Annotated in this window: 20 protein-coding genes and 1 pseudogene; 15 read left to right on the forward strand and 6 right to left on the reverse strand. The window is 47.0% G+C overall.

Going from position 1 to position 21578, the window contains the following annotated elements:
- Positions 1-17: 17 nt before the first annotated feature.
- Positions 18-1745: an ABC transporter ATP-binding protein gene (locus G9F48_RS06830; RefSeq protein ID WP_103526564.1), complete on the forward strand. Its 1728-nt coding sequence runs from the start codon at positions 18-20 to the stop codon at positions 1743-1745.
- A 66-nt stretch (positions 1746-1811) separates the two neighbouring features.
- On the opposite strand, the gene G9F48_RS06835 is transcribed toward G9F48_RS06830, so the two are convergent.
- The 3 genes from G9F48_RS06835 to cls all read right to left on the reverse strand — a co-directional run bounded on the left by G9F48_RS06835 (position 1812) and on the right by cls (position 4327).
- Entirely contained in the window at positions 1812-2084 is a 273-nt protein-coding gene (locus tag G9F48_RS06835) for a hypothetical protein (protein ID WP_003151087.1), read from the reverse strand.
- A 68-nt stretch (positions 2085-2152) separates the two neighbouring features.
- Positions 2153-3115, reverse strand: coding sequence for a UV DNA damage repair endonuclease UvsE (uvsE, locus tag G9F48_RS06840; RefSeq protein WP_103526565.1), 963 nt, complete (start codon positions 3113-3115; stop codon positions 2153-2155).
- Between the two features lie 12 nt (positions 3116-3127).
- Entirely contained in the window at positions 3128-4327 is a 1200-nt protein-coding gene (cls, locus tag G9F48_RS06845; protein ID WP_165409262.1) for a cardiolipin synthase, read from the reverse strand.
- Positions 4328-4465: 138 nt separating this feature from the next.
- On the opposite strand from cls, the gene G9F48_RS06850 reads away from it, so the two are divergent.
- The 3 genes from G9F48_RS06850 (at position 4466) to pyrG (ending at position 9177) form a co-directional block, all read left to right on the forward strand.
- Positions 4466-6574, forward strand: a complete 2109-nt coding sequence (locus tag G9F48_RS06850) for a heterodisulfide reductase-related iron-sulfur binding cluster (RefSeq protein ID WP_165409263.1) — start codon at positions 4466-4468, stop codon at positions 6572-6574.
- Positions 6575-6801: 227 nt separating this feature from the next.
- Complete coding sequence (gene rpoE, locus G9F48_RS06855) at positions 6802-7329, forward strand: DNA-directed RNA polymerase subunit delta (protein ID WP_032875929.1); 528 nt, start codon at positions 6802-6804, stop codon at positions 7327-7329.
- Positions 7330-7569: 240 nt separating this feature from the next.
- Entirely contained in the window at positions 7570-9177 is a 1608-nt protein-coding gene (gene pyrG, locus G9F48_RS06860) for a glutamine hydrolyzing CTP synthase (RefSeq protein ID WP_003151098.1), read from the forward strand.
- Positions 9178-9224: 47 nt separating this feature from the next.
- Here the strand turns inward: pyrG and G9F48_RS06865 are convergent, their stop codons facing one another.
- Positions 9225-9746: a DUF2529 domain-containing protein gene (locus tag G9F48_RS06865; RefSeq protein ID WP_165409264.1), complete on the reverse strand. Its 522-nt coding sequence runs from the start codon at positions 9744-9746 to the stop codon at positions 9225-9227.
- 164 nt (positions 9747-9910) lie between these two features.
- On the opposite strand from G9F48_RS06865, the gene spo0F reads away from it, so the two are divergent.
- The 11 genes and pseudogenes from spo0F (at position 9911) to G9F48_RS06915 (ending at position 20380) form a co-directional block, all read left to right on the forward strand.
- On the forward strand, positions 9911-10285 hold the full coding sequence (spo0F, locus tag G9F48_RS06870; protein WP_012118670.1) for a sporulation initiation phosphotransferase Spo0F: 375 nt from the start codon (positions 9911-9913) through the stop codon (positions 10283-10285).
- Between the two features lie 175 nt (positions 10286-10460).
- Positions 10461-11318, forward strand: a complete 858-nt coding sequence (locus tag G9F48_RS06875) for a class II fructose-bisphosphate aldolase (RefSeq protein WP_003151102.1) — start codon at positions 10461-10463, stop codon at positions 11316-11318.
- Positions 11319-11436: 118 nt separating this feature from the next.
- Positions 11437-12075: a fructose-6-phosphate aldolase gene (gene fsa / locus G9F48_RS06880; RefSeq protein WP_003151103.1), complete on the forward strand. Its 639-nt coding sequence runs from the start codon at positions 11437-11439 to the stop codon at positions 12073-12075.
- 309 nt (positions 12076-12384) lie between these two features.
- Positions 12385-13674 (forward strand): UDP-N-acetylglucosamine 1-carboxyvinyltransferase, encoded by a 1290-nt coding sequence (locus G9F48_RS06885; protein ID WP_014306008.1) that lies wholly within the window; start codon positions 12385-12387, stop codon positions 13672-13674.
- A gap of 33 nt (positions 13675-13707) precedes the next feature.
- Entirely contained in the window at positions 13708-14673 is a 966-nt protein-coding gene (glpX, locus tag G9F48_RS06890) for a class II fructose-bisphosphatase (RefSeq protein WP_003151105.1), read from the forward strand.
- A gap of 201 nt (positions 14674-14874) precedes the next feature.
- A pseudogene (locus G9F48_RS20045) lies at positions 14875-15083 on the forward strand (hypothetical protein).
- Positions 15080-16366 (forward strand): transcription termination factor Rho, encoded by a 1287-nt coding sequence (rho, locus tag G9F48_RS06895; RefSeq protein WP_003151107.1) that lies wholly within the window; start codon positions 15080-15082, stop codon positions 16364-16366. The pseudogene G9F48_RS20045 and the gene rho overlap by 4 nt, the downstream one beginning before the upstream one ends.
- Before the next feature lie 122 nt (positions 16367-16488).
- The gene (gene rpmE, locus G9F48_RS06900; RefSeq protein WP_003151132.1) at positions 16489-16689 is read left to right on the forward strand and encodes a 50S ribosomal protein L31; all 201 of its coding nucleotides are present in this window, start codon (positions 16489-16491) and stop codon (positions 16687-16689) included.
- Positions 16690-16773: 84 nt separating this feature from the next.
- Positions 16774-17364 carry a thymidine kinase gene (locus tag G9F48_RS06905; RefSeq protein ID WP_038464350.1) on the forward strand — a complete coding sequence of 197 codons (591 nt, stop codon included), beginning with the start codon at positions 16774-16776 and terminating at the stop codon, positions 17362-17364.
- Positions 17365-17640: 276 nt separating this feature from the next.
- Positions 17641-19338 carry an oxaloacetate-decarboxylating malate dehydrogenase gene (malS, locus tag G9F48_RS06910; RefSeq protein ID WP_039253498.1) on the forward strand — a complete coding sequence of 566 codons (1698 nt, stop codon included), beginning with the start codon at positions 17641-17643 and terminating at the stop codon, positions 19336-19338.
- Positions 19339-19423: 85 nt separating this feature from the next.
- Entirely contained in the window at positions 19424-20380 is a 957-nt protein-coding gene (locus tag G9F48_RS06915) for an AEC family transporter (RefSeq protein WP_003151136.1), read from the forward strand.
- Between the two features lie 33 nt (positions 20381-20413).
- Here G9F48_RS06915 and racA read toward each other — a convergent pair whose 3' ends face one another.
- Together racA and gloA2 are read right to left on the reverse strand one after the other, a co-directional pair.
- Complete coding sequence (gene racA / locus G9F48_RS06920; protein ID WP_015418422.1) at positions 20414-20977, reverse strand: chromosome-anchoring protein RacA; 564 nt, start codon at positions 20975-20977, stop codon at positions 20414-20416.
- Between the two features lie 110 nt (positions 20978-21087).
- Positions 21088-21471 (reverse strand): SMU1112c/YaeR family gloxylase I-like metalloprotein, encoded by a 384-nt coding sequence (gene gloA2 / locus G9F48_RS06925; RefSeq protein ID WP_044052824.1) that lies wholly within the window; start codon positions 21469-21471, stop codon positions 21088-21090.
- Positions 21472-21578 lie beyond the last annotated feature (107 nt).

Consider the following 21578-nt stretch of genomic DNA (forward strand, 5'->3'; position numbering starts at 1 on the left):
ACAAGGAGGACGGAATCGTGCTGCGACAATTTTTTTCTTATTATAAACCGTACAAAAAGCTGTTTTTTCTCGACTTCTTTTCTGCCATCGCCGGCGGATTGATGGAGCTGAGTTTTCCTTTGATTGTCAATTACTTTATCGATACATTGCTCCCGGGGCGGGATTGGCGTCTGATTATTTTGACTTCCGCTGCTTTATTCGGAGTCTACGCCCTCAGCTCGGCGCTTCAGTATGTTGTGACGTATTGGGGCCACATGCTCGGCATTAACATTGAAACCGATATGCGGAAAAAGCTTTTTGACCATCTGCAAAAGCTTTCGTTCAAATTTTACGATAACAACAAAACGGGCAGTTTAATGTCCAAGCTCACCAATGATTTGATGTATATCGGAGAAACCGCCCACCACGGGCCTGAAGACCTGTTTATTGCGGTCATGACGATTTTGGGCGCGTTCGGTGTGATGCTGTTCATTAACTGGCAGCTCGCGCTGTTGACCTTTATCATTATGCCGGTCGTCATTTGGCTTGCTTTGTATTTTAATAAAAAAATGACCTCTGCGTTTACAAAACTGAACAAAGACGTCGGAGACTTCAGCGCGAGGGTCGAAAACAATATCGGCGGCATCCGTCTTGTTCAGGCTTTCAGCAATGAAGCGTTTGAAACGCAGCGGTTTGACGTGAACAATCAGCGTTTCCGCAAAACAAAGCTGACGTCATATAAAATCATGGCGAAAAACGGCTCGATCAGTTACATGCTGACAAGATTCGTCACGCTGTTCGTCCTGTTGTGCGGGACATGGTTCGTGATCCGCGGATCGTTATCTTACGGAGAATTCGTCGCTTTTGTGCTGCTGACGAACGTTCTGTTCCGTCCGATTGATAAAATCAACGCGATTATTGAGCTGTATCCGAGAGGCATTGCCGGTTTTAAAAGCTTTATAGAAATAATGGAAACGGAGCCTGATATCAAGGACGCCCCGAACGCGAGACATGTGTCCGGTTTAAAAGGGAATATCCGTTATGATGGTGTGTCATTCGGTTACGAAGAAAATAGTCCGGTTCTGTCGGGAATCAATTTGTCCATTCATGCCGGGGAGACAATCGCATTCGTCGGGCCTTCGGGAGCGGGGAAGTCAACGCTGACAAGTCTGCTGCCGCGCTTTTATGAGCCGTCTGAAGGCGTGATTTCCATCGACGGAATCGATATTAAGGACATGACGCTGTCATCATTGCGCGGACAAATCGGCGTCGTCCAGCAGGATGTCTTTCTGTTTTCCGGCACATTGCGGGAAAACATTGCTTACGGGCGGCTCGATGCGTCTGAGGAAGAAATCCGGCAGGCAGTCCGCCAGGCACATTTAGAGGATTTGGTAAACGGGTATCCCGACGGTTTAAACACGGTGATCGGCGAGCGCGGCGTGAAGCTGTCAGGCGGGCAGAAGCAGCGGCTTTCCATCGCCAGAATGTTTTTGAAAAACCCGTCGATCTTAATTTTAGACGAGGCTACATCAGCCCTCGATACAGAAACGGAAGCCGCCATTCAAAAATCGCTGCAAGAGCTGTCTGAAGGACGCACAACGCTTGTGATCGCCCATCGGCTGGCTACGATTAAGGATGCGGACCGGATCGTCGTCGTCACGAAAGAAGGCATCGCTGAACAAGGTCATCATAAGGAACTGCTGGCATCCGGCGGCATGTACCAGAGACTCCATCAGGCCCAATTCGGCGAGCTGATACATGAATAATGGAAAAAGGATAGACGAGCGGGGGCCGGGCAGCCTCCTGTCTATCCTTTTTTATGTAGTCCTTATTTAATGGGCTTCTTTTTGCGCAGGTTCGATGATATGTTTGAAACGGTCAACAAGCTGCACCGCTTTCTTTCCTTCCACTACAATTAAATATTCTTGTTCTTTATGAGCCATTCTGAACGTTTCCAGCTCAATGATATCTTTGATTTTGCACATTGTTTTTTTAGAGTAGATATACAGCTCGTGGCCTCCCGTGTGGCAAAGCTGATATAGCTGAAGCATGTTTCTTAAAGTGAACTTCTTAGCGGCTATTTTCAAAGATGTAATGTTTTTCATGTGTTTTCTCCTCCGTCTGATGGTCTGTTATTTCGGAAATTCCCCATATGAACGGGTGATAAACCTGGTTATACCTTCCACCTCAGCACTCCGCCCGCCAGGCGTTTAACTCCGCGGATGGCGCTTAATTCTTCGACGAGCCGGAGCAGCGCCCGGTCTTTCTCTTTCGCCTCAATCATAAAATCGATGTCCGTATCCCATTGTCTGAACCGCTCCAGCACTGGCAGAATAAAATTCGCATCCACATAGTCCGCATGACTGCGTACGGCTGATTCTGATTTTGGCGAGGAGAGATGGACCTTCGGCTTTAAGCCGATCCGCTGCCATGTTTTGATCATCCGCGGAAGAATGTCATCTAAATCAGCGTCATCTGTCGGATTGGCGTAAAAATGGTGATAATCAAACACAAACGGAATGCCTTCTTGCTCACATACACTGAGTGTTTCCTCGGACGTATATGTTTTATCATCGTTTTCTAAAGTCATCCGCTGTTTGATGACATCGGGAAGTTCTTTCAGATTCACGCGGAAACGGCCAAGCGCGCTTTGTTTGTCACCGTAAGCGCCTCCGACATGGATGTTGATGACGGAACGGTCCGCGATGCCCATTGCGTCCAGCATGTTATAATGATAGGCCATATCCTTGACCGCATTTGCGGTAATCTCCCGTTTCGGGCTTGTAAAAAGCGTGAATTGGTTCGGATGAAAGCTCGTTCTGAGGTCATATTTTCTGACCAGCCCGCCGATCTCACGAAACTCCTGGCGAAACGGCGTGATAAAATCCCACATTACATCCGGGTGCGTGGCGAGCGGCACAATTGAGCTTGAGAACCTGTATAAAGGGATGCCGTGGCCGACCACATAGTGGAGGGTGCGCAGCGTATTGGTAAGATTTGCTTTCGTCACAGAAAGCAGGGCGTCTTTCCGCTCACTGCGGGAAAGCTTGGTATAGCGCGCATATGTTAAGGTTTTGGCGGGGGACGCGTCCCAAAGGCACATGGCGTTTGCGACGAATCCGAATCTGAACAGCATATGGTTTCTCCTTTATAAAAAGTAAGATATGGCCTTTCCCAGCCATTCTGCAGGAAGCTGTCTGACGGAGCGCTGTTTCACTTTTTCTAATGTGAGAAGCTCGGATTTTTCGATGTCCTGCTTTATGGTTGAAAGCACTTCCTTTGTAAAGTCTTCATCATGAATGATGACATTCACCTCTTCATTCCAGAACAGGCTCCGTTTATCAAAATTCGGCGTGCCGATAATGCTGATGCGGTCATCTATAATGAAGGCTTTAACATGATAAAAGCCTTGATAATACCGATAGATGAGGCAGCCGGCCTTCAGAAGCTCGGGATAATAGGCAAAAGCTGTTTCCCGAACGAGCGGGTGATCTGATTTCATCGGAACGATCAAGATGACTTTGACGCCTTTTCGGCAGGCTGAAATAAGCGCTTCCTGAAGCTTTTTGCTCGGTACATAATAAGGCGTGCCGATGATGATTTTTTTCTCCGCCTTACGGATGCAGTTTTCATAATGCGATTCAAGCGAAAAACCGTCAGATGCATATGTCCTATGAGAGATATTCCCTTCGGATAATGCCGGATAAACCCCGGGTGATTCGGGTGTTTTTCCGGTATTTCGTTTCAGGTCGCTTACAAAAAGAGTCTGAAGATCCGCCGTGCCTTCGCCGGTCATCCGCAGGTGATAATCCTCCCAGTTTCCGAACTTCGCTTTTTTGCCGAGGTACTCTTCAGCGATATTAAAGCCGCCGACATAGCCGATTTTGCCGTCAATGACGGTCACTTTCCGGTGATTCCGTTTTTGCAGCCTGAAAAAAAGAAACGGAAATGCCGGTTTATTTAGAAAATGAACGTGAACGCCGGCTTTTTTCATCGTTTGAATGGAAGGCTTTTTCACTTGGCGGCTGCCCGCCCAATCGAGCAGCAGATATACGGAGACGCCGGCCCGGGCCTTTTCTTTCAATAAATCAAACATCTCATGGCTGACTTGGTCGTTCTTCATAATAAAAAACATCATATGAATAGAAGAGACGGCTTGGCGGATATCAGCCGTCATCTGCTGCACAAGCTCGCTGCCGCAGTGAATGAGTGTGATATTACTCTTTTTCGGGTCAAAAACGGGCTCATACGCCTGTTTTTTGTACGCCGCCCGGCCAAGCAGCATATCAAGCAGCATAAGTGCGATCAATATGATAAAAATGACAAGCAACACAAAAATGACCTTCATACCGACGCTCCTTTCCGAAGTATCCGTAGTGTGCCCTGAGAATGTGAATTTAATTATTGACTGAACACTCATTCATTATTTATGATAAAGTAAAGATATGACAATGAAGAGGGGAATCAGAACAAAGGGGGAGACAAGATGAACGCATTTCTCATGGTAAACGCGCTGCTGTTTTCAGCTGTAACCGCTTACGCCGTTTATTTATTCGTTTACCTGATCAGAACGAGGATCGCTTATATTAAGCTCGGCCAAAGGGAAGAATTTGATAAACGCCTGAAAGAACGTCTTCAGAAGATATGGGTGAATGTGTTCGGGCAGAAAAAATTGCTGAAAGATAAAAAGAGCGGAATCATCCACGTTCTGTTTTTTTACGGTTTTATACTCGTTCAGTTCGGCGCAATTGATTTTATTCTGAAAGGGCTGCTTCCTGACCGGCATCTGCCGTTCGGCCCGCTTTATCCGGCATTTACCTTTTTTCAGGAAATCGTCACGTTTCTGATTTTAATCGCCGTAGTCTGGGCGTTTTACCGGCGCTACATTGAAAAGCTCGTCAGATTGAAACGCGGGTTTAAAGCGGGGCTTGTCCTGCTGTTTATCGGCGGACTGATGGTGACAGTGCTGCTCGGGAACGCCATGAACCTTTTATGGCACGATCATTCTCTGTCTTGGACGGAACCGATCGCTTCCTCCATTACGTTTGTGCTCGGGGGTCTTTCAGCGCCGGCGGCCGCCGCCGTATTTTATGTTTCATGGTGGCTTCATCTGTTGTTTTTGCTCAGCTTTTTAGTGTACGTGCCGCAATCAAAGCATGCGCACTTAATTGCGGGTCCGGCGAATGTGTTCCTCAGCAGGCTGGATTCAAAAGGAAAGCTGGAAAAAATCGATTTTACCGATGAGACGAAAGAAAGCTACGGCGTCGGAAAGATTGAAGACTTCCGCCGCTCTCAGCTTGTCGACCTTTACGCCTGCGTCGAATGCGGCCGCTGTACAAATATGTGTCCGGCCTCCGGTACGGGCAAGATGCTCTCGCCGATGGACCTCATTTTAAAGCTCAGAGACCATTTGACGGAAAAAGGCGCTGCCGTGACATCAAAATCTCCGTGGGTGCCCGCGCCCGTTTTTCAGCACACGAAGGCGAATCAGCTCGCCGCGGCTTCCTCAGGGGGAGGATCGCGTGAAGCGGCGGCAGCCATTGATTACAACCCGAGCCTAATCGGCGAGGTCATCACGGAAGAGGAGATTTGGGCATGCACCACTTGCCGCAACTGTGAAGATCAATGTCCTGTCATGAATGAACACGTTGATAAAATTATTGATCTGCGCCGCTATCTTGTGCTTACAGAAGGGAAGATGGACAGCGACGCGCAGCGGGCCATGACAAGCATTGAAAGACAGGGAAACCCGTGGGGCTTAAACCGGAAAGAGCGGGAGAACTGGCGGGAGCAGGCTGATACAGAGATTCCGACAGTGAAAGAAATGAAAAAACAAGACAAAGAGTTCGACTATTTGTTTTGGGTCGGCTCAATGGGTTCCTACGATAACAGGAGCCAAAAGATTACCGTCTCATTTGCAAAGCTGCTCAATGAAGCGGGCGTATCCTTTGCGATTCTCGGCAATAAGGAAAAAAACTCAGGCGATACGCCGCGCCGTTTGGGCAACGAGTTTCTGTTCCAAGAGCTGGCGGAACACAACATCGGCGAATTTGAAAAACACGGAATCAAAAAAATCGTCACGATTGATCCGCACGCCTATAATATGTTCAAAAATGAATATCCTGATTTCGGATTCCGGGCCGAAGTCTATCATCATACTGAATTATTAGCCGAGCTTGTGTCACAGGGAAAACTAAAACCGCTTCACCCGGTGAATGAAACGATTACCTTCCATGACTCGTGCTATTTAGGAAGATACAATGAAGTGTATGAGCCGCCGAGAGCGATCTTAAAAGCCATTCCGGGCGTTCAATTGAAGGAAATGGAGCGCAGCCGCGAAAACGGGATGTGCTGCGGCGCCGGAGGAGGGCTCATGTGGATGGAAGAAGAAACGGGAGCGAGAATCAACACGGCCCGGACTGAGCAGGCGCTTTCTGTCAGTCCGACGGTCATCAGCTCCGGATGTCCTTACTGTCTGACCATGCTCGGTGACGGTACGAAAGCGAAAGAAGCCGAAGACGCGGTCGGCACTTATGATGTCAGTGAATTGCTCGCCATGTCTGTATTCGGCGCTGAAAAACAAGAGTCTTTATAGAAAGAAGCGGGCCGCCGGCGCATATGCCGGCGGCTTTGTTTTCGCACATCAGCCGATTTATGAAGGGACGGCTCTAAAATTTCTTAAATTACGCTGTTAAGGGTAGCATATTCTGTTTTAATTTGTTTATAATGAGAGGTATGGTTTATGAACAAAACAATACAAATTCGTTCTTATTATAGGATAGAAACAGATACATATAAGTAATAGAAAGGGAGTGTCCGACCTTGAGTATCAAACAATATTCTCAGGAACAGCTGAAGCAGATGGCTTTAGTTGAAATCGCTCACGAAATTTTCTCAGAACATAAAAAACCGGTTCCGTTCCAGGAGCTGCTGAATGAAATGATCTCCTTGCTCGGTGTTACGAAAGAGGAACTGGGCGACCGTATCGCCCAATTTTATACAGACCTGAACATTGACGGCCGCTTTATTGCTCTGTCAGACCAGACGTGGGGGCTTCGCAGCTGGTATCCGTACGATCAGCTGGACGAAGAAACACAGCCGACTGTAAAAGCGAAAAAGAAAAAAGCGAAAAAAGTCGTTGAGGAAGATCTCGACCTTGATGAATTCGAGGAAGTTGATGAAGATGACATCGATCTCGATGAAATAGAAGAAGATATTGACCTTGACGCAGACAGCTTCGACGACGAAGATATCGATGAAGAAGATGACGACGAGCTTGAGATCGAAGACGATGTGATTGAAGAAGATGAGGAAGATTATGATGATGAGGAAGAGGAACGCAAAGACTGATTTTATATCAGCAAAACGATCTTGACTTTCATTGTCGAACTATGTAGTATGTATTTTGGGCTCTTCAAAAAGAAGAGAATTCATAAGAGTGCTACGCTCCCTTTCAAGAAATTGAAAGGGAGCTTTCTTATTTTCATCTCCCAAATTCTTTTACACATCATTTGTTTTTAGTGAAATGATTTTCTATAAAACGGCACATTTTAAGGAATGTAGCGCAGACCGAAGAGAGGAGCAAACGAAATGACGAAATATATTTTTGTAACCGGGGGAGTTGTATCATCACTCGGAAAAGGAATTGTGGCTGCGTCACTTGGCCGCCTTTTGAAAAACAGAGGCATGAGCGTCACTATCCAAAAATTTGACCCTTATATCAACGTTGACCCGGGAACGATGAGCCCGTACCAGCACGGTGAGGTATTCGTTACCGATGACGGCGCTGAGACTGACCTTGACTTAGGGCATTATGAGCGTTTCATTGACATTAATCTGAACAGATTCAGCAACGTGACGACCGGCAAAATTTATTCCGCCGTATTGAAAAAAGAGCGCCGCGGGGACTACCTCGGCGGAACGGTTCAGGTCATTCCGCATATCACAAATGAACTGAAAGACCGCGTGTACCGTGCAGGCAAAGAAACAAACGCAGATGTAGTCATTACTGAGATCGGCGGAACAGTGGGAGACATCGAATCCCTTCCGTTCCTTGAAGCTATCCGTCAAATGAAAAGCGACATCGGCCATGAAAACGTGATGTACATTCACTGTACGCTTGTTCCGTACATCAAAGCGGCGGGCGAGCTGAAAACAAAACCGACGCAGCACAGCGTAAAAGAGCTGAGAAGCCTCGGTATTCAGCCTAATATCATCGTCGTGCGCACGGAAATGCCGATTTCTCAAGATATGAAAGATAAAATCGCGCTCTTCTGCGATATTGACACGAAAGCGGTCATCGAGTGCGAAGATGCGGACAACCTTTACTCCATCCCGCTTAACCTTCAGGAGCAGGGACTCGATAAGCTTGTCTGCGATCATATGAAATTAGAATGCAAAGACCCGGATATGACGGAATGGAAAGACCTTGTCACGAAAGTGAAAAACTTGTCTAAAACCATTACAATCAGCCTTGTCGGTAAATACGTCGAGCTTCAGGACGCTTACATTTCAGTCGTTGAATCACTGCGCCACGCGGGCTATGCGTTTGACGCTGATGTGAAGATCAAATGGATTAACGCCGAAGAAGTGACAGAAAGCAATATTCAAGAGCTGACTGGCGGCACAGACGGAATCATCGTGCCCGGCGGTTTCGGGGACCGCGGCGTAGAAGGGAAAATCATCGCCGCCAAGTATGCGCGTGAGAATAAAATTCCGTTCTTCGGCATCTGCCTCGGTATGCAGATTGCATCCATTGAATATGCGCGAAACGTATTAGGTCTGGAAGGGGCTCACTCTGCGGAGATCGATCCGTCCACCCCTTATCCGATCATCGACCTTCTGCCAGAACAAAAAGATGTCGAGGATCTTGGAGGAACGCTTCGTCTCGGACTGTACCCTTGTAAGCTTCAGGAAGACACGAAAGCCTTCGAAGCGTATGCGGATGAAGTGGTATACGAACGCCACCGCCACCGTTATGAATTCAACAACGAATACAGACAGCAAATGGAAGAGAACGGTTTTGTGTTCTCAGGAACAAGCCCTGACGGCCGTCTTGTGGAAATCATCGAGCTGAAAGACCATCCTTGGTATGTCGCTTGTCAGTTCCACCCTGAGTTCAAATCAAGACCGACAAGACCTCAGCCTTTATTCAAAGACTTTATCGGCGCTTCCGTACAAGCTGCAGAACAGAAGTAATAAAAAAAGACTTGCCTCCTTTAAAAGCGGCAAGTCTTTTTTCTGCATCAGGCATATTCCTGCATCATTTCCTTTAACGTAAAGGATAGCGCGTGATAGACATACAGGCCTGTCATTAATGAAGGAAAGCCGTATCTTGTCCCGTCTTCATCGGGCAGAAGCGGCATTTTTAATTTGCTGTCAATATGAACATCACAAAATTCCTCAATCCCGGTTTGATCTTTGATGACAGGAGATACGCAAACGAGGCCGACCCCTTTTTCATAAAGCTTTTGAGCCAGCGCCTGTTCTTCAGCTGTGCCCGGACCTGAACAAAACATCAGCACCCTGTCGCTTTCTGTAACCCAATCAGCTGTATCCGGAAACGCTTTGACGGAAGGCATCGGTTCTGAGCCGAGTTCCGCCTCGCACAAAATGCCCTGCATCTCATTTGCGCCGTATAAATAAATGGTATGACCGCTGACGGCTGCCTGCGCCAGCAGGCGCGCGCCGTCTTCTATTGCTTCGGATTCCTTATCCTGAATGCGGGAAAAAATGCCTGCAAGCTGGGTCGTAAATATCTTTAACATGAGTGAAACCTCCTTTACACATACAAGAACAGTATACAACAAAAGAGAAAATGCTCAGAAAATGTCGGAAAGTAGACTATTATAATTAAAGGAAATGTGAAAATCAAACAGAATACATAAACAACTGCTTCCTTTTGACGAAAATGATAATATTGGGGTGTAAAATGATGAATGAAAAGATTTTAATCGTAGATGACCAATACGGTATACGCATATTGCTCAATGAAGTGTTTCATAAAGAAGGGTACCAGACGTTTCAGGCCGCCAACGGCATACAGGCGCTGGACATCGTAACGAAAGAACGGCCCGATCTCGTGCTTTTAGATATGAAAATCCCCGGCATGGACGGAATCGAAATTCTCAAGCGCATGAAGATGATCGACGAATCCATCCGCGTCATTATCATGACCGCTTACGGAGAACTCGATATGATTAAGGAATCAAAAGAGCTCGGAGCGCTGACTCATTTTGCGAAACCTTTTGACATTGATGAGATCAGAGACGCGGTGAAAAAATATTTACCTCTAAAATCGAATTAATAAAATTAGAAACAATTATGTCATTGTGTTGCCGATTTGTCGAAAAGTTGGTATCCTAGAGATGGAGAAAAAGCGATCTGTTGTTTTACATATGACAGGTTTTTATGGTCATGCTATAGGTGGAAAGCTTTTTTCGAGAAGAAGCAAATCAGGCTACATAAGGAGGACTTTCGACATGCCTTTAGTTTCAATGACGGAAATGTTGAATACAGCTAAAGAAAAAGGATATGCTGTTGGACAATTTAATTTAAATAACCTTGAGTTCACTCAAGCTATTTTACAAGCAGCAGAAGAGGAAAAATCCCCGGTTATTCTTGGTGTTTCAGAAGGCGCGGGACGCTACATGGGCGGCTTCAAAACAGTGGTTGCCATGGTTAAAGCTCTTATGGAAGAATACAAAGTGACAGTTCCTGTCGCGATTCACTTAGACCACGGTTCAAGCTTTGAATCTTGTGCGAAAGCGATTCATGCAGGTTTCACTTCTGTAATGATCGACGCATCTCACCATCCGTTTGAGGAAAACGTAGCAACTACAGCTAAAGTGGTTGAGCTTGCTCATTTCCACGGCGTTTCAGTTGAAGCTGAGCTTGGAACTGTAGGCGGACAGGAAGATGACGTGATCGCTGAAGGCGTAATCTATGCTGACCCTAAAGAGTGTCAAGAACTTGTAGAGCGCACTGGCATCGACTGCCTTGCACCTGCACTGGGTTCTGTTCACGGTCCTTACAAAGGCGAACCGAACCTCGGTTTCAAAGAAATGGAAGATATCGGAAAATCAACCGGCCTTCCGTTAGTACTTCACGGCGGTACAGGAATTCCGACTGCCGACATTAAAAAATCAATCTCACTTGGTACGGCTAAAATCAACGTAAACACTGAAAACCAAATTTCTTCTGCAAAAGCTGTCCGCGAAACATTGGCAGCTAAGCCGAACGAATACGATCCTCGTAAATATCTTGGACCTGCTCGTGAAGCAATCAAAGAAACGGTTATCGGCAAAATGCGTGAGTTCGGTTCTTCAAACCAAGCTTAATTCAATGTAACATCCATAAACCGCCTGACAGCATTGACAGGCGGTTTTATGTCTTACCTTTAGAAAGCGCAATCATGTTTTACAGTTCTGAAAATTTATTACTGGGGAGGCTTTCCTTATGTTATTTTTCATTGATACAGCAAACATTGACGAGATTAAAGAAGCTTATGAACTTGGCGTTCTTGCCGGAGTTACGACAAACCCTAGTTTAGTGGCGAAAGAAGCTGACGTGTCTTTCCATGACAGACTTCGTGAGATTACGGAAGTCGTGAGCGGATCAGTAAGCGCGGAAGTCATTTCCCTGAATGCTGAAGAAATGATTGAAGAAGGTAAAGAACTTGCGAAAATCGCGCCGAATATTACGGTGAAAATCCCGATGACGTCTGAAGGGTTAAAAGCCGTAAAAGCGCTGAGCGACCTGAACATTAAAACAAACGTGACGCTCATTTTCAGCGCCAACCAGGCGCTTTTGGCGGCAAGAGCCGGAGCGACTTATGTATCTCCGTTCTTAGGCCGTCTGGATGACATCGGCCATAACGGTCTTGAACTGATTTCAGAAATAAGACAGATTTTTGACATTCATGACATTGATACACAAATCATCGCAGCTTCCATCCGTCATGCACAGCACGTGACTGAAGCCGCTTTACGCGGTGCGCATATCGGTACGATGCCGCTGAAAGTCATTCACCAGCTGACGAAACATCCGTTAACGGATAAAGGCATCGAGCAATTCTTGGCTGACTGGAATAAATAAGGGGGAAAAGGGCGGCAAACCGGTTGCATCCGTTTGCCGCACCCTTATGTTTTCATGTTTGGCAGCGGGCCTTCAGTATCAAAGTGAAGAGTGTGTTTCCCCGGAATATGAACCCGGCGGGCCTCTGTGCATCCTGTGTTAAAAATGCCCCGCAAAGCTTCGCTATTTTCTTCCTGTTATTTTATAATGTCCTTGTATTCTTTCTCTTCGAATTGGCTACATTTTGGACAAGAGCTTTATTTGCAGAGACAGAATAAAATGCCATTTTATTTACGCTCCGCAGCTATCTTCTTATGGAAGGAGACTATCATGGAAAAGTTGAATATTGCCGGCGGCGATCCGTTAAACGGAACCGTACATATCAGCGGTGCGAAAAACAGCGCCGTCGCATTGATACCCGCAACCATTCTGGCAAATTCCGAAGTAACGATCGAAGGGCTTCCGGAGATCTCAGATATTGAAACGCTGCGTGACCTGCTGAAAGAAATCGGCGGAAACGTCCATTTTGAAAAAGGAGAAATGGTCGTTGACCCTTCCCCGATGATCAGCATGCCGCTTCCCAACGGCAAAGTGAAAAAACTCCGCGCTTCCTATTACTTAATGGGCGCGATGCTCGGCCGCTTCAAACAGGCGGTCATCGGACTGCCGGGCGGATGCCATCTCGGGCCGCGGCCGATTGACCAGCATATCAAAGGGTTTGAGGCGCTTGGGGCGGAAGTCACCAATGAACAAGGCGCGATTTATCTGCGCGCCGAAAGGCTGAGAGGCGCACGGATTTATTTAGATGTCGTCAGCGTCGGAGCGACGATCAATATCATGCTTGCCGCTGTACTGGCTGAAGGTAAAACCGTGATAGAAAACGCCGCCAAGGAACCTGAGATTATTGATGTTGCCACATTGCTCACCAGCATGGGCGCGAAGATCAAAGGCGCGGGAACCAATGTAATCAGAATCGACGGCGTAAAAGAGCTGCACGGATGCAGGCATACGATCATTCCGGACAGAATTGAGGCGGGCACCTTTATGATCGCCGGCGCCGCGATGGGGAAAGAAGTCATTATTGATAATGTCATACCGACTCACCTGGAGTCTTTAACGGCGAAGCTCAGGGAAATGGGTTTTTACATTGAGACGAGTGACGATCAGCTTCTTATGCTCGGCGGGCAGAAGCAGATAAAACCGGTCGACGTAAAAACGCTTGTTTACCCGGGATTCCCGACTGATCTTCAGCAGCCGATGACATCTCTGTTAACGAGAGCCAGCGGCACGAGCGTCGTAACCGACACCATCTACTCGGCCCGGTTTAAACATATAGATGAGCTGAGACGGATGGGGGCCAATATGAAAGTGGAAGGCAGGTCGGCCATTATCACCGGTCCGGCCGAGCTTCAGGGCGCAAAAGTAAAGGCGAGCGATCTGCGTGCAGGCGCTTGTCTGGTCGTCGCCGGGCTCATGGCTGACGGCGTAACCGAAATTACCGGTCTCGAGCATTTAGACCGCGGCTACAGCAATCTTGAGAAAAAACTCGAAGGTCTGGGCGCCACAATCTGGCGGCAAAGGCTGACGGACGAAGAGATAGAACAGCTCCAAAATTCATAGAAATGCGGACTTTTGAGAGGAGATCGTGTTGAAATGGAAAGAAGCTTATCGATGGAATTGGTTCGAGTCACTGAAGCGGCGGCTTTAGCATCTGCCAGATGGATGGGCCGCGGGAAAAAAGATGAAGCTGATGATGCGGCGACAAGCGCAATGCGTGACGTGTTTGACACGGTGCCGATGAAAGGCACGGTCGTGATCGGGGAAGGCGAGATGGATGAAGCGCCGATGCTTTACATCGGCGAAAAGCTCGGAAACGGATACGGCCCGCGCGTCGATGTCGCCGTCGATCCTCTTGAAGGCACAAACATCGTAGCGAGCGGCGGCTGGAATGCGCTGACGGTGATCGCGGTCGCCGACCATGGAACATTGCTGAACGCCCCGGATATGTATATGGAAAAAATCGCGGTCGGTCCCGAAGCGGTAGGCTGCATCGATATCGAAGCGCCTGTCATTGATAACTTAAAAGCCGTTGCGAAAGCGAAAAATAAAGACATTGAAGATGTCGTGGCAACCATTTTAAATCGTGACAGACACGAAAAAATCATCTCTGAATTGCGTGAGGCGGGCGCCAGAATCAAACTGATCAACGACGGCGATGTCGCGGGCGCCATCAATACGGCCTTTGACCATACGGGAGTAGACATTCTCTTCGGTTCAGGCGGGGCTCCTGAAGGCGTGCTGTCTGCCGTTGCGTTAAAAGCGCTAGGCGGCGAAATCATCGGCAGGCTTCTGCCGCAAAGTGCGGAAGAGCAGGCGCGCTGTGAGCGAATGGGCCTTGATGTATCCAAAGTGCTCCGGATGGAGGACCTTGTGAGAGGGGATGACGCCATTTTTGCCGCAACGGGCGTCACGGACGGAGAGCTGCTGAAAGGCGTTCAGTTCAAAGGCTCCGTCGGCACGACTGAAAGCCTGGTCATCCGAGCGAAATCAGGAACGGTCCGATTCGTTGACGGAAGACACAGCCTGAAGAAAAAACCAAATCTTGTGATCCGGCCATAAATAGAGAAAAGCGGGACGGAAAGTCCCGCTTTTCTTTTGCAAAAAAGAGTCAACCCTATCATTTATATGTCAAAGCATTATTTAAGTTGAATAATTTTTTGAAATGAGGTAAAAATAAAGAGTGCTGCGATTTTTCTGTGTCATTCCTTCTTTTGAGTACTGGGAAATTTTCAAATTCTACCGCATACAGACGATATAAATATTGATCTTCTCAAGTTTTTGTCCTCGCTTCCTTCAAAACTCATTAAGACATTCCTTTTTTAAAAAAGCGCCGATCATGGGTGGAAGTGTTACCGATAGAAGTTCCTGAACGTTTTATAAAAGAATGTGCTTTGGCGGAATCATGCGAAGCAGCCGATTTGAATGAAAACAGCAATACATTGACTATGAAAAGCGTGGTGTTTTTATGAAAGACGTATCTATTTCCTCTTTGGAAAATATGAAATTAAAAGAACTATATGAACTGGCCAGACATTATAAAATCTCCTACTACAGCAAACTGACTAAAAAAGAATTAATCTTTGCCATCCTGAAAGCCAACGCCGAGCAGGAGGATCTTCTGTTTATGGAAGGCGTGCTCGAAATCATCCAATCGGAAGGATTCGGCTTCCTCAGACCGATTAATTACTCGCCAAGCTCAGAAGACATCTATATTTCTGCTTCCCAGATCCGCCGCTTTGATTTAAGAAACGGTGACAAAGTATCCGGCAAGGTGCGTCCGCCGAAAGAAAACGAACGCTATTACGGACTTTTGCACGTTGAAGCGGTAAATGGAGACGATCCGGAATCTGCGAAAGAGCGCGTTCATTTTCCCGCGCTGACTCCGCTTTATCCGGACCGCCAAATGGTGCTTGAGACGAAACCGAATTATCTTTCAACAAGAATTCTCGATATGATGGCTCCCGTCGGTTTCGGCCAGCGCGGTCTGATCGTGGCGCCGCCGAAAGCCGGTAAAACCATGCTGTTAAAAGAAATCGCTAACAGCATTACGACAAATCAGCCTGACGCTGAATTGATCGTTCTCTTAATTGATGAAAGACCGGAAGAAGTAACGGATATTGAACGTTCCGTAGCGGGCGATGTCGTCAGCTCGACGTTCGATGAAGTGCCGGAAAATCACATTAAGGTAGCGGAGCTTGTGCTTGAACGGGCGATGCGTCTCGTTGAACACAAAAAAGACGTTATCATTCTGATGGACAGCATTACCCGCCTGGCACGGGCCTACAACCTCGTTATCCCGCCAAGCGGACGTACGCTTTCCGGCGGGATTGACCCGGCTGCGTTCCATCGTCCGAAGCGCTTTTTCGGTGCCGCGAGAAACATTGAAGAGGGCGGCAGCCTGACCATTTTGGCGACGGCGCTCGTAGACACGGGCTCCCGGATGGATGACGTCATCTATGAAGAGTTTAAAGGAACGGGCAACATGGAGCTTCACCTTGACCGTTCTCTTGCGGAAAGACGGATTTTCCCGGCGATCGATATCCGCCGCTCCGGCACGCGGAAGGAAGAGCTGCTCGTGCCGAAAGAGCATCTTGACCGTCTATGGGCAATCCGCAAATCGATGTCTGATTCTCCGGACTTCGCAGAGAAGTTTATGAGAAAAATGAAAAAAACAAAAACGAATCAGGAATTCTTCGATCTGATCAACCAAGAATGGAAGCAGGCAAACCTTTCATCATCAGCCCGCCGCTGATAAAAAATGTATTTGCAAATGCAGTAAATGACTGATATAATTCTCTCATATGCGTTCCGGATTCGCTCCGGAATAATAACTCTGTTTCCACACGGGATTCAGGGCGGAAGGAGATGGATACAATGAAAGCAGGAATTCATCCTAATTTCAAAAAAGCAACAGTTAAATGCGCTTGCGGAAATGAATTTGAAACAGGCTCAGTAAAAGAAGAGGTACGCGTTGAGATTTGCTCTGAATGCCACCCATTCTACACTGGACGTCAAAAATTCGCTTCTGCTGATGGTCGTGTTGATCGCTTTAACAAAAAATACGGTCTTAAGTAATAATAGATTTTACAGGCAGGCAAGAATTGCTTCTTGCCTGTTTTTTATGTCCATAAACAGGAAAAAAAGGGGAGCGGATAGCCTATGTACATAATGAAGCAAAGCGGATGGCTTGAGCTGATATGCGGCAGCATGTTCTCTGGGAAATCAGAAGAGCTGATCCGCAGAGTGAAAAGAGCGACATATGCGAAGCAGGAGGTCAAGGTGTTCAAACCTGCCATTGATAATCGCTACAGTGAGGAGGCCGTCGTTTCTCACAACGGCACATCCATGACAAGCCACGTCATCTCGTCTTCGGCTGAAATATGGGATCATATCAGTGAAAGCACGGACGTCATCGCGGTAGATGAAGTGCAGTTTTTCGGCGAATCGATCATCGGTGACTTATCCTCGCTTGCGGATAAAGGCTATCGTGTCATCGCGGCCGGACTTGATATGGATTTCCGGGGAGAGCCGTTCGGCGTGGTGCCGAATCTGATGGCGGTTGCCGAATCAGTGACGAAGCTGCAGGCGGTCTGCTCCGTTTGCGGGTCGCCGGCAAGCCGTACGCAGCGTTTGATTGACGGGAAGCCCGCTTCCTATGATGATCCGGTCATTTTAGTCGGCGCGTCGGAGTCATACGAAGCGAGATGCAGACACCATCACGAAGTGCCGAAAAAACAGACTGATAAATAACCCTTTTCATGAAAACATCGGTAAAAAATCCGGTGTTTTTTTGACGGTTTTTCAAAAATTGTAGTTAATTAACTTAAAAAAGAGTATGAAAAAATTAAGTAATTTTCATCTCTTGAATTTTCATTTTTACAGGCATAAAATGACTAAGTAATGTAAATAGTTATGAGACATTGTTCGAATAATTGTCAAAAAAAGATATAGCAGATCGCGATCACACTAGCCAAAATGGGTAATTACTTAACTTTGTTAACTATTTGAAGAAAGAAGGAGATTTTCTTGAATAATATTAAAGTAACGAAGGAAGGCAACTTAGAAACTACTTTAAGAGGAAAAGAAGTTCTATCTATCCCTACTTTAAATAAAGGTGTTGCGTTTTCAGCAGAAGAAAGAAAAAGCCTTGGATTAGACGGGCTGCTTCCTCCGACCATTCTGTCTCTTGATGAGCAGGCAAAACGCGCATACGAGCAGTTTCAAGCTCAGCCGGACCGCCTTCGCCAAAACGTGTATTTGAATGATTTGCAAAACCGTAACGAAGTTCTTTTCTTTAAATTGCTTCAAAACCATCTTCGTGAAATGCTGCCGGTTGTTTACACACCGACTGTCGGTGAAGCGATTCAAGAATACAGCCATGAGTACAGAAGACCTCAAGGGATTTACCTTTCTATCGACAATGTAGAAGGAATCGAAGAGGCATTTGAAAACCTTCATGCCACTGCCGGAGATATTGATCTGATCGTTGCGACAGACTCAGAAAGCATCCTCGGAATCGGTGACTGGGGTGTAGGCGGTATCAACATCGCCATCGGTAAATTAGCCGTATACACAGCGGCTGCCGGTATTGACCCAAGCCGTGTTATTCCTGTCGTTCTTGACGTCGGTACGAACAATGAAAAACTTCTGAACGATCCTTTATACATCGGTAACCGTCATGAACGTATCCAAGGCGAACGTTATGAAGCTTTCATTGACGCTTATGTAAAAGCTGCGCTTAAATATTTCCCTAAAGCTCTTCTTCACTGGGAAGACCTTGGAAACAAAAACGCGCGCAATATCATGAAGAAATACAACCATGAAATTCTTACATTCAACGACGACATTCAAGGAACAGGCGCGATTACGCTTGCAGGTGTGCTTGCGGCTATGAAGAAAACAGGCGCGTCTATTAAAGACCAGCGTGTGGTTGTCTTCGGTGCGGGATCTGCCGGAATCGGAATCGCTGACCAAATCCGCGACACTATGGTGCTTGCCGGTCTTTCTGAAGAAGAAGCCAACAAAGCGTTCTACACAATGGACTACAGAGGCTTGTTAATTGAAGGTATGGAAAACATTCTTGATTTCCAAGAGCCGTACCTGCGCACAGCTGAAGAAATTAAAGATTGGAAACGCGATGAAAACGGACAAATTCCTTTCATTGAAGTGATCCGTCAAGCGAAACCGACAATCTTAATCGGTACATCAGGCCAAAGCGGCGCGTTCAGTGAAGAAATCGTCAAAGAAATGGCAAAACACGTTGAGCGTCCGGTCATCATGCCGATGTCTAACCCGACACCGCTTGCTGAAGCCGTTCCTAGCGATCTTTTCAAATGGACTGACGGCAAAGTGCTTGTGGCGACAGGAAGCCCGTTTGAGAATGTAGAGTACAATGGCGTTTCTCATGAAATCGGACAATCTAACAACGCATTTGCGTTCCCTGGACTTGGTCTCGGTTCAATCGTTGTAGAAGCGAAAGTGATTACTCCTGCAATGTTTGCGGCAACTGCTGACGCAATCGCAGAAAGCGTTGATTTTGAAACACCGGGTGCAGGCCTTCTGCCGAGCATGAGCGACTTACAAGAAGTTTCAATTAAAGTTGCGATCGCCGTAGCGGAAACTGCCATTAAAGAAGGCGTGGCAAACCGCATTCCTGAGAATGTAGAACAAGCCGTTCTTGATGCAATGTGGAAACCGCAATATAAACAAGTTATCGCTAAATAATTTTACGATTAATTTTACAGTCCGAGGGAAAGCTTTTATGTAAAGGCTAAAGTATACGGACATTAAGGATTTGGAGGAGAACATTTTGAGCTTCTTAGATATTTTAATCCTCCTGGCGCCGATCTTTTTCGTGATCGTGCTGGGATGGTTCGCAGGTCGCTTCGGAAGTTATGACGCGAAGTCAGCAAAAGGGGTAAGCACCTTAGTTACGAAGTACGCGCTTCCGGCGCATTTTATCGCAAGTATTTTAACCACTTCAAGAAGTGCGTTTTTATCACAGGTTCCTTTAATGATCGCTTTGATCATTGGGATTGTCGGATTCTTTATCGTCATTTTGTTGGTTTGCAAATTTATCTTCAAGTATGATTTAACGAATTCATCTGTATTTTCTTTAAACTCTGCACAGCCGACATTTGCATTTATGGGTATTCCGGTACTCGGAAGCTTATTCGGAGCAAACGAAGTAGCGATTCCTATCGCCGTTACGGGTATCGTGGTTAACGCCATCCTTGACCCGCTTGCGATCATTATCGCTACTGTCGGAGAGTCATCTAAGAAACAAGACAGCGAAAACGAGAACTTCTGGAAAATGACTGGTAAGTCTATTCTTCACGGTCTTTCCGAACCGCTTGCGGCTGCACCGCTTATCAGTATCATCCTGGTACTCTGCGGTGTAACACTCCCTGGCTTGGGTGAAAAAATGCTTGATCAGCTCGGAAGCACAACATCAGGTGTTGCACTCTTCGCCGTCGGTGTAACTGTCGGTATCCGCAACATTAAGCTCAGTCTGCCGGCTTTCGGTATCGCTTTGTTAAAAGTTGCCGTTCAGCCTGCGCTGATGTACTTGATCGCTCTTGCAGTCGGACTTCCGGCTGACCAGATCACTAAAGCGGTATTGCTCGTTGCATTCCCTGGATCTGCGGTAGCGGCGATGATTGCCACACGTTTCGAAAAACAAGAGGAAGAAACTGCGTCCGCGTTCGTGATCAGTGCGATTTTATCTCTTATCTCACTGCCGATCATCATTGCGCTGACTGCATAATGAAAAGCTCCCTGTTTCAGGGAGCTTTTTTGATTAGAATTGAAATTTAAAAGGCGAAAATCTCGTTTTTTTTCTGGGTTTCTTATGTTCTGAAGAAGCGGCTGTTTCTGAGAGGGGAGCTGTCTGGGCAAGTTCCTGGATGCGGGAGGCCAATGTCTGCAATTCGGTATTGAGGTCGTCAATTTCCCGTCTGTGCTGAAGAAGCTGATAAGACACCCCTTCATCCGCCTTTTGTTTCAGCTGGCGTTCTAGCTCCTCTATCCTTGAAAGCAGATGGTTCTCACCTTGTTTCTCTTTCGTGAGAATGTCCAGTTTGCGCTCCAGCTCTGCCAACCTTTGTTCAGCGCCGCCATTGATTTTCGGACGCTGCAAAATGAAGCCCGTCCGTTTTTTCGGCTGCCGGGGCACTTGAACGTCCAGAAGGGCAGTGCCTTCAGAAATTTGCCGTTTGACCGATTTCAGCACATCAAGATCCTCAGGTGTAAAGGAATAATGTCCGAGCTCATTCCGTTCAGCCGGAAGGTTCAGCTGCTTGACCCACCTTTGCACCGTTTTTGCGGAGACGCCGAGCTCTTTTGCGGCCATGTTTGTATTCATGATCACATACCTCCTTTTTGCTAGGTATTCGACCATGAGGCGGCGTTCCCTTCATGTTAGACAAAACAAGAAGGAATTCGCCAAAGAAAGCGGCATTTCTTCAAAAAACGTTACGCTTCATACAATTCAAGCGGAAGCTTGTCGGGATCGAAGAAAAAGGTAAACCGTTTCCCCGTCAGCGGATCGGTTCTGATCGGTTCTGTGCCGACGCCCTTTTCCTTTAACTCCCTGACGGCTGCTTCAAGATCGTTTACGGTGAAGGCGAGATGCCGGAGACCCGCGGCTTCCGGTCTGGTCGGCCGTTCGGGCGGATCGGGAAAGGAAAACAATTCAATCGCGTACGCGCCGCCCAGCGCCAGATCGAGTTTATAAGATTCCCGTTCCTTTCGGTATGTTTCTTTTATAATGCCGAAACCGAGTATCTCGGTGTAAAAAGCTTTCGACTTTTCATAATCAGAGCATATGATTGCTATATGGTGGATGGATTTCAGCATATCCGCCCCTCCTTTTTTGCTTCAGTATAACAGAGGCGAATTGCTTTTGACTGGCGATAAGCCCTATACTATAATGAGAATGTTACGCACAGGAAAACAGAGGTGAA

Origin of the sequence: Bacillus sp. EKM420B, from assembly GCF_011065565.1 — a bacterium.
Lineage (GTDB): Bacteria > Bacillota > Bacilli > Bacillales > Bacillaceae > Bacillus > Bacillus velezensis.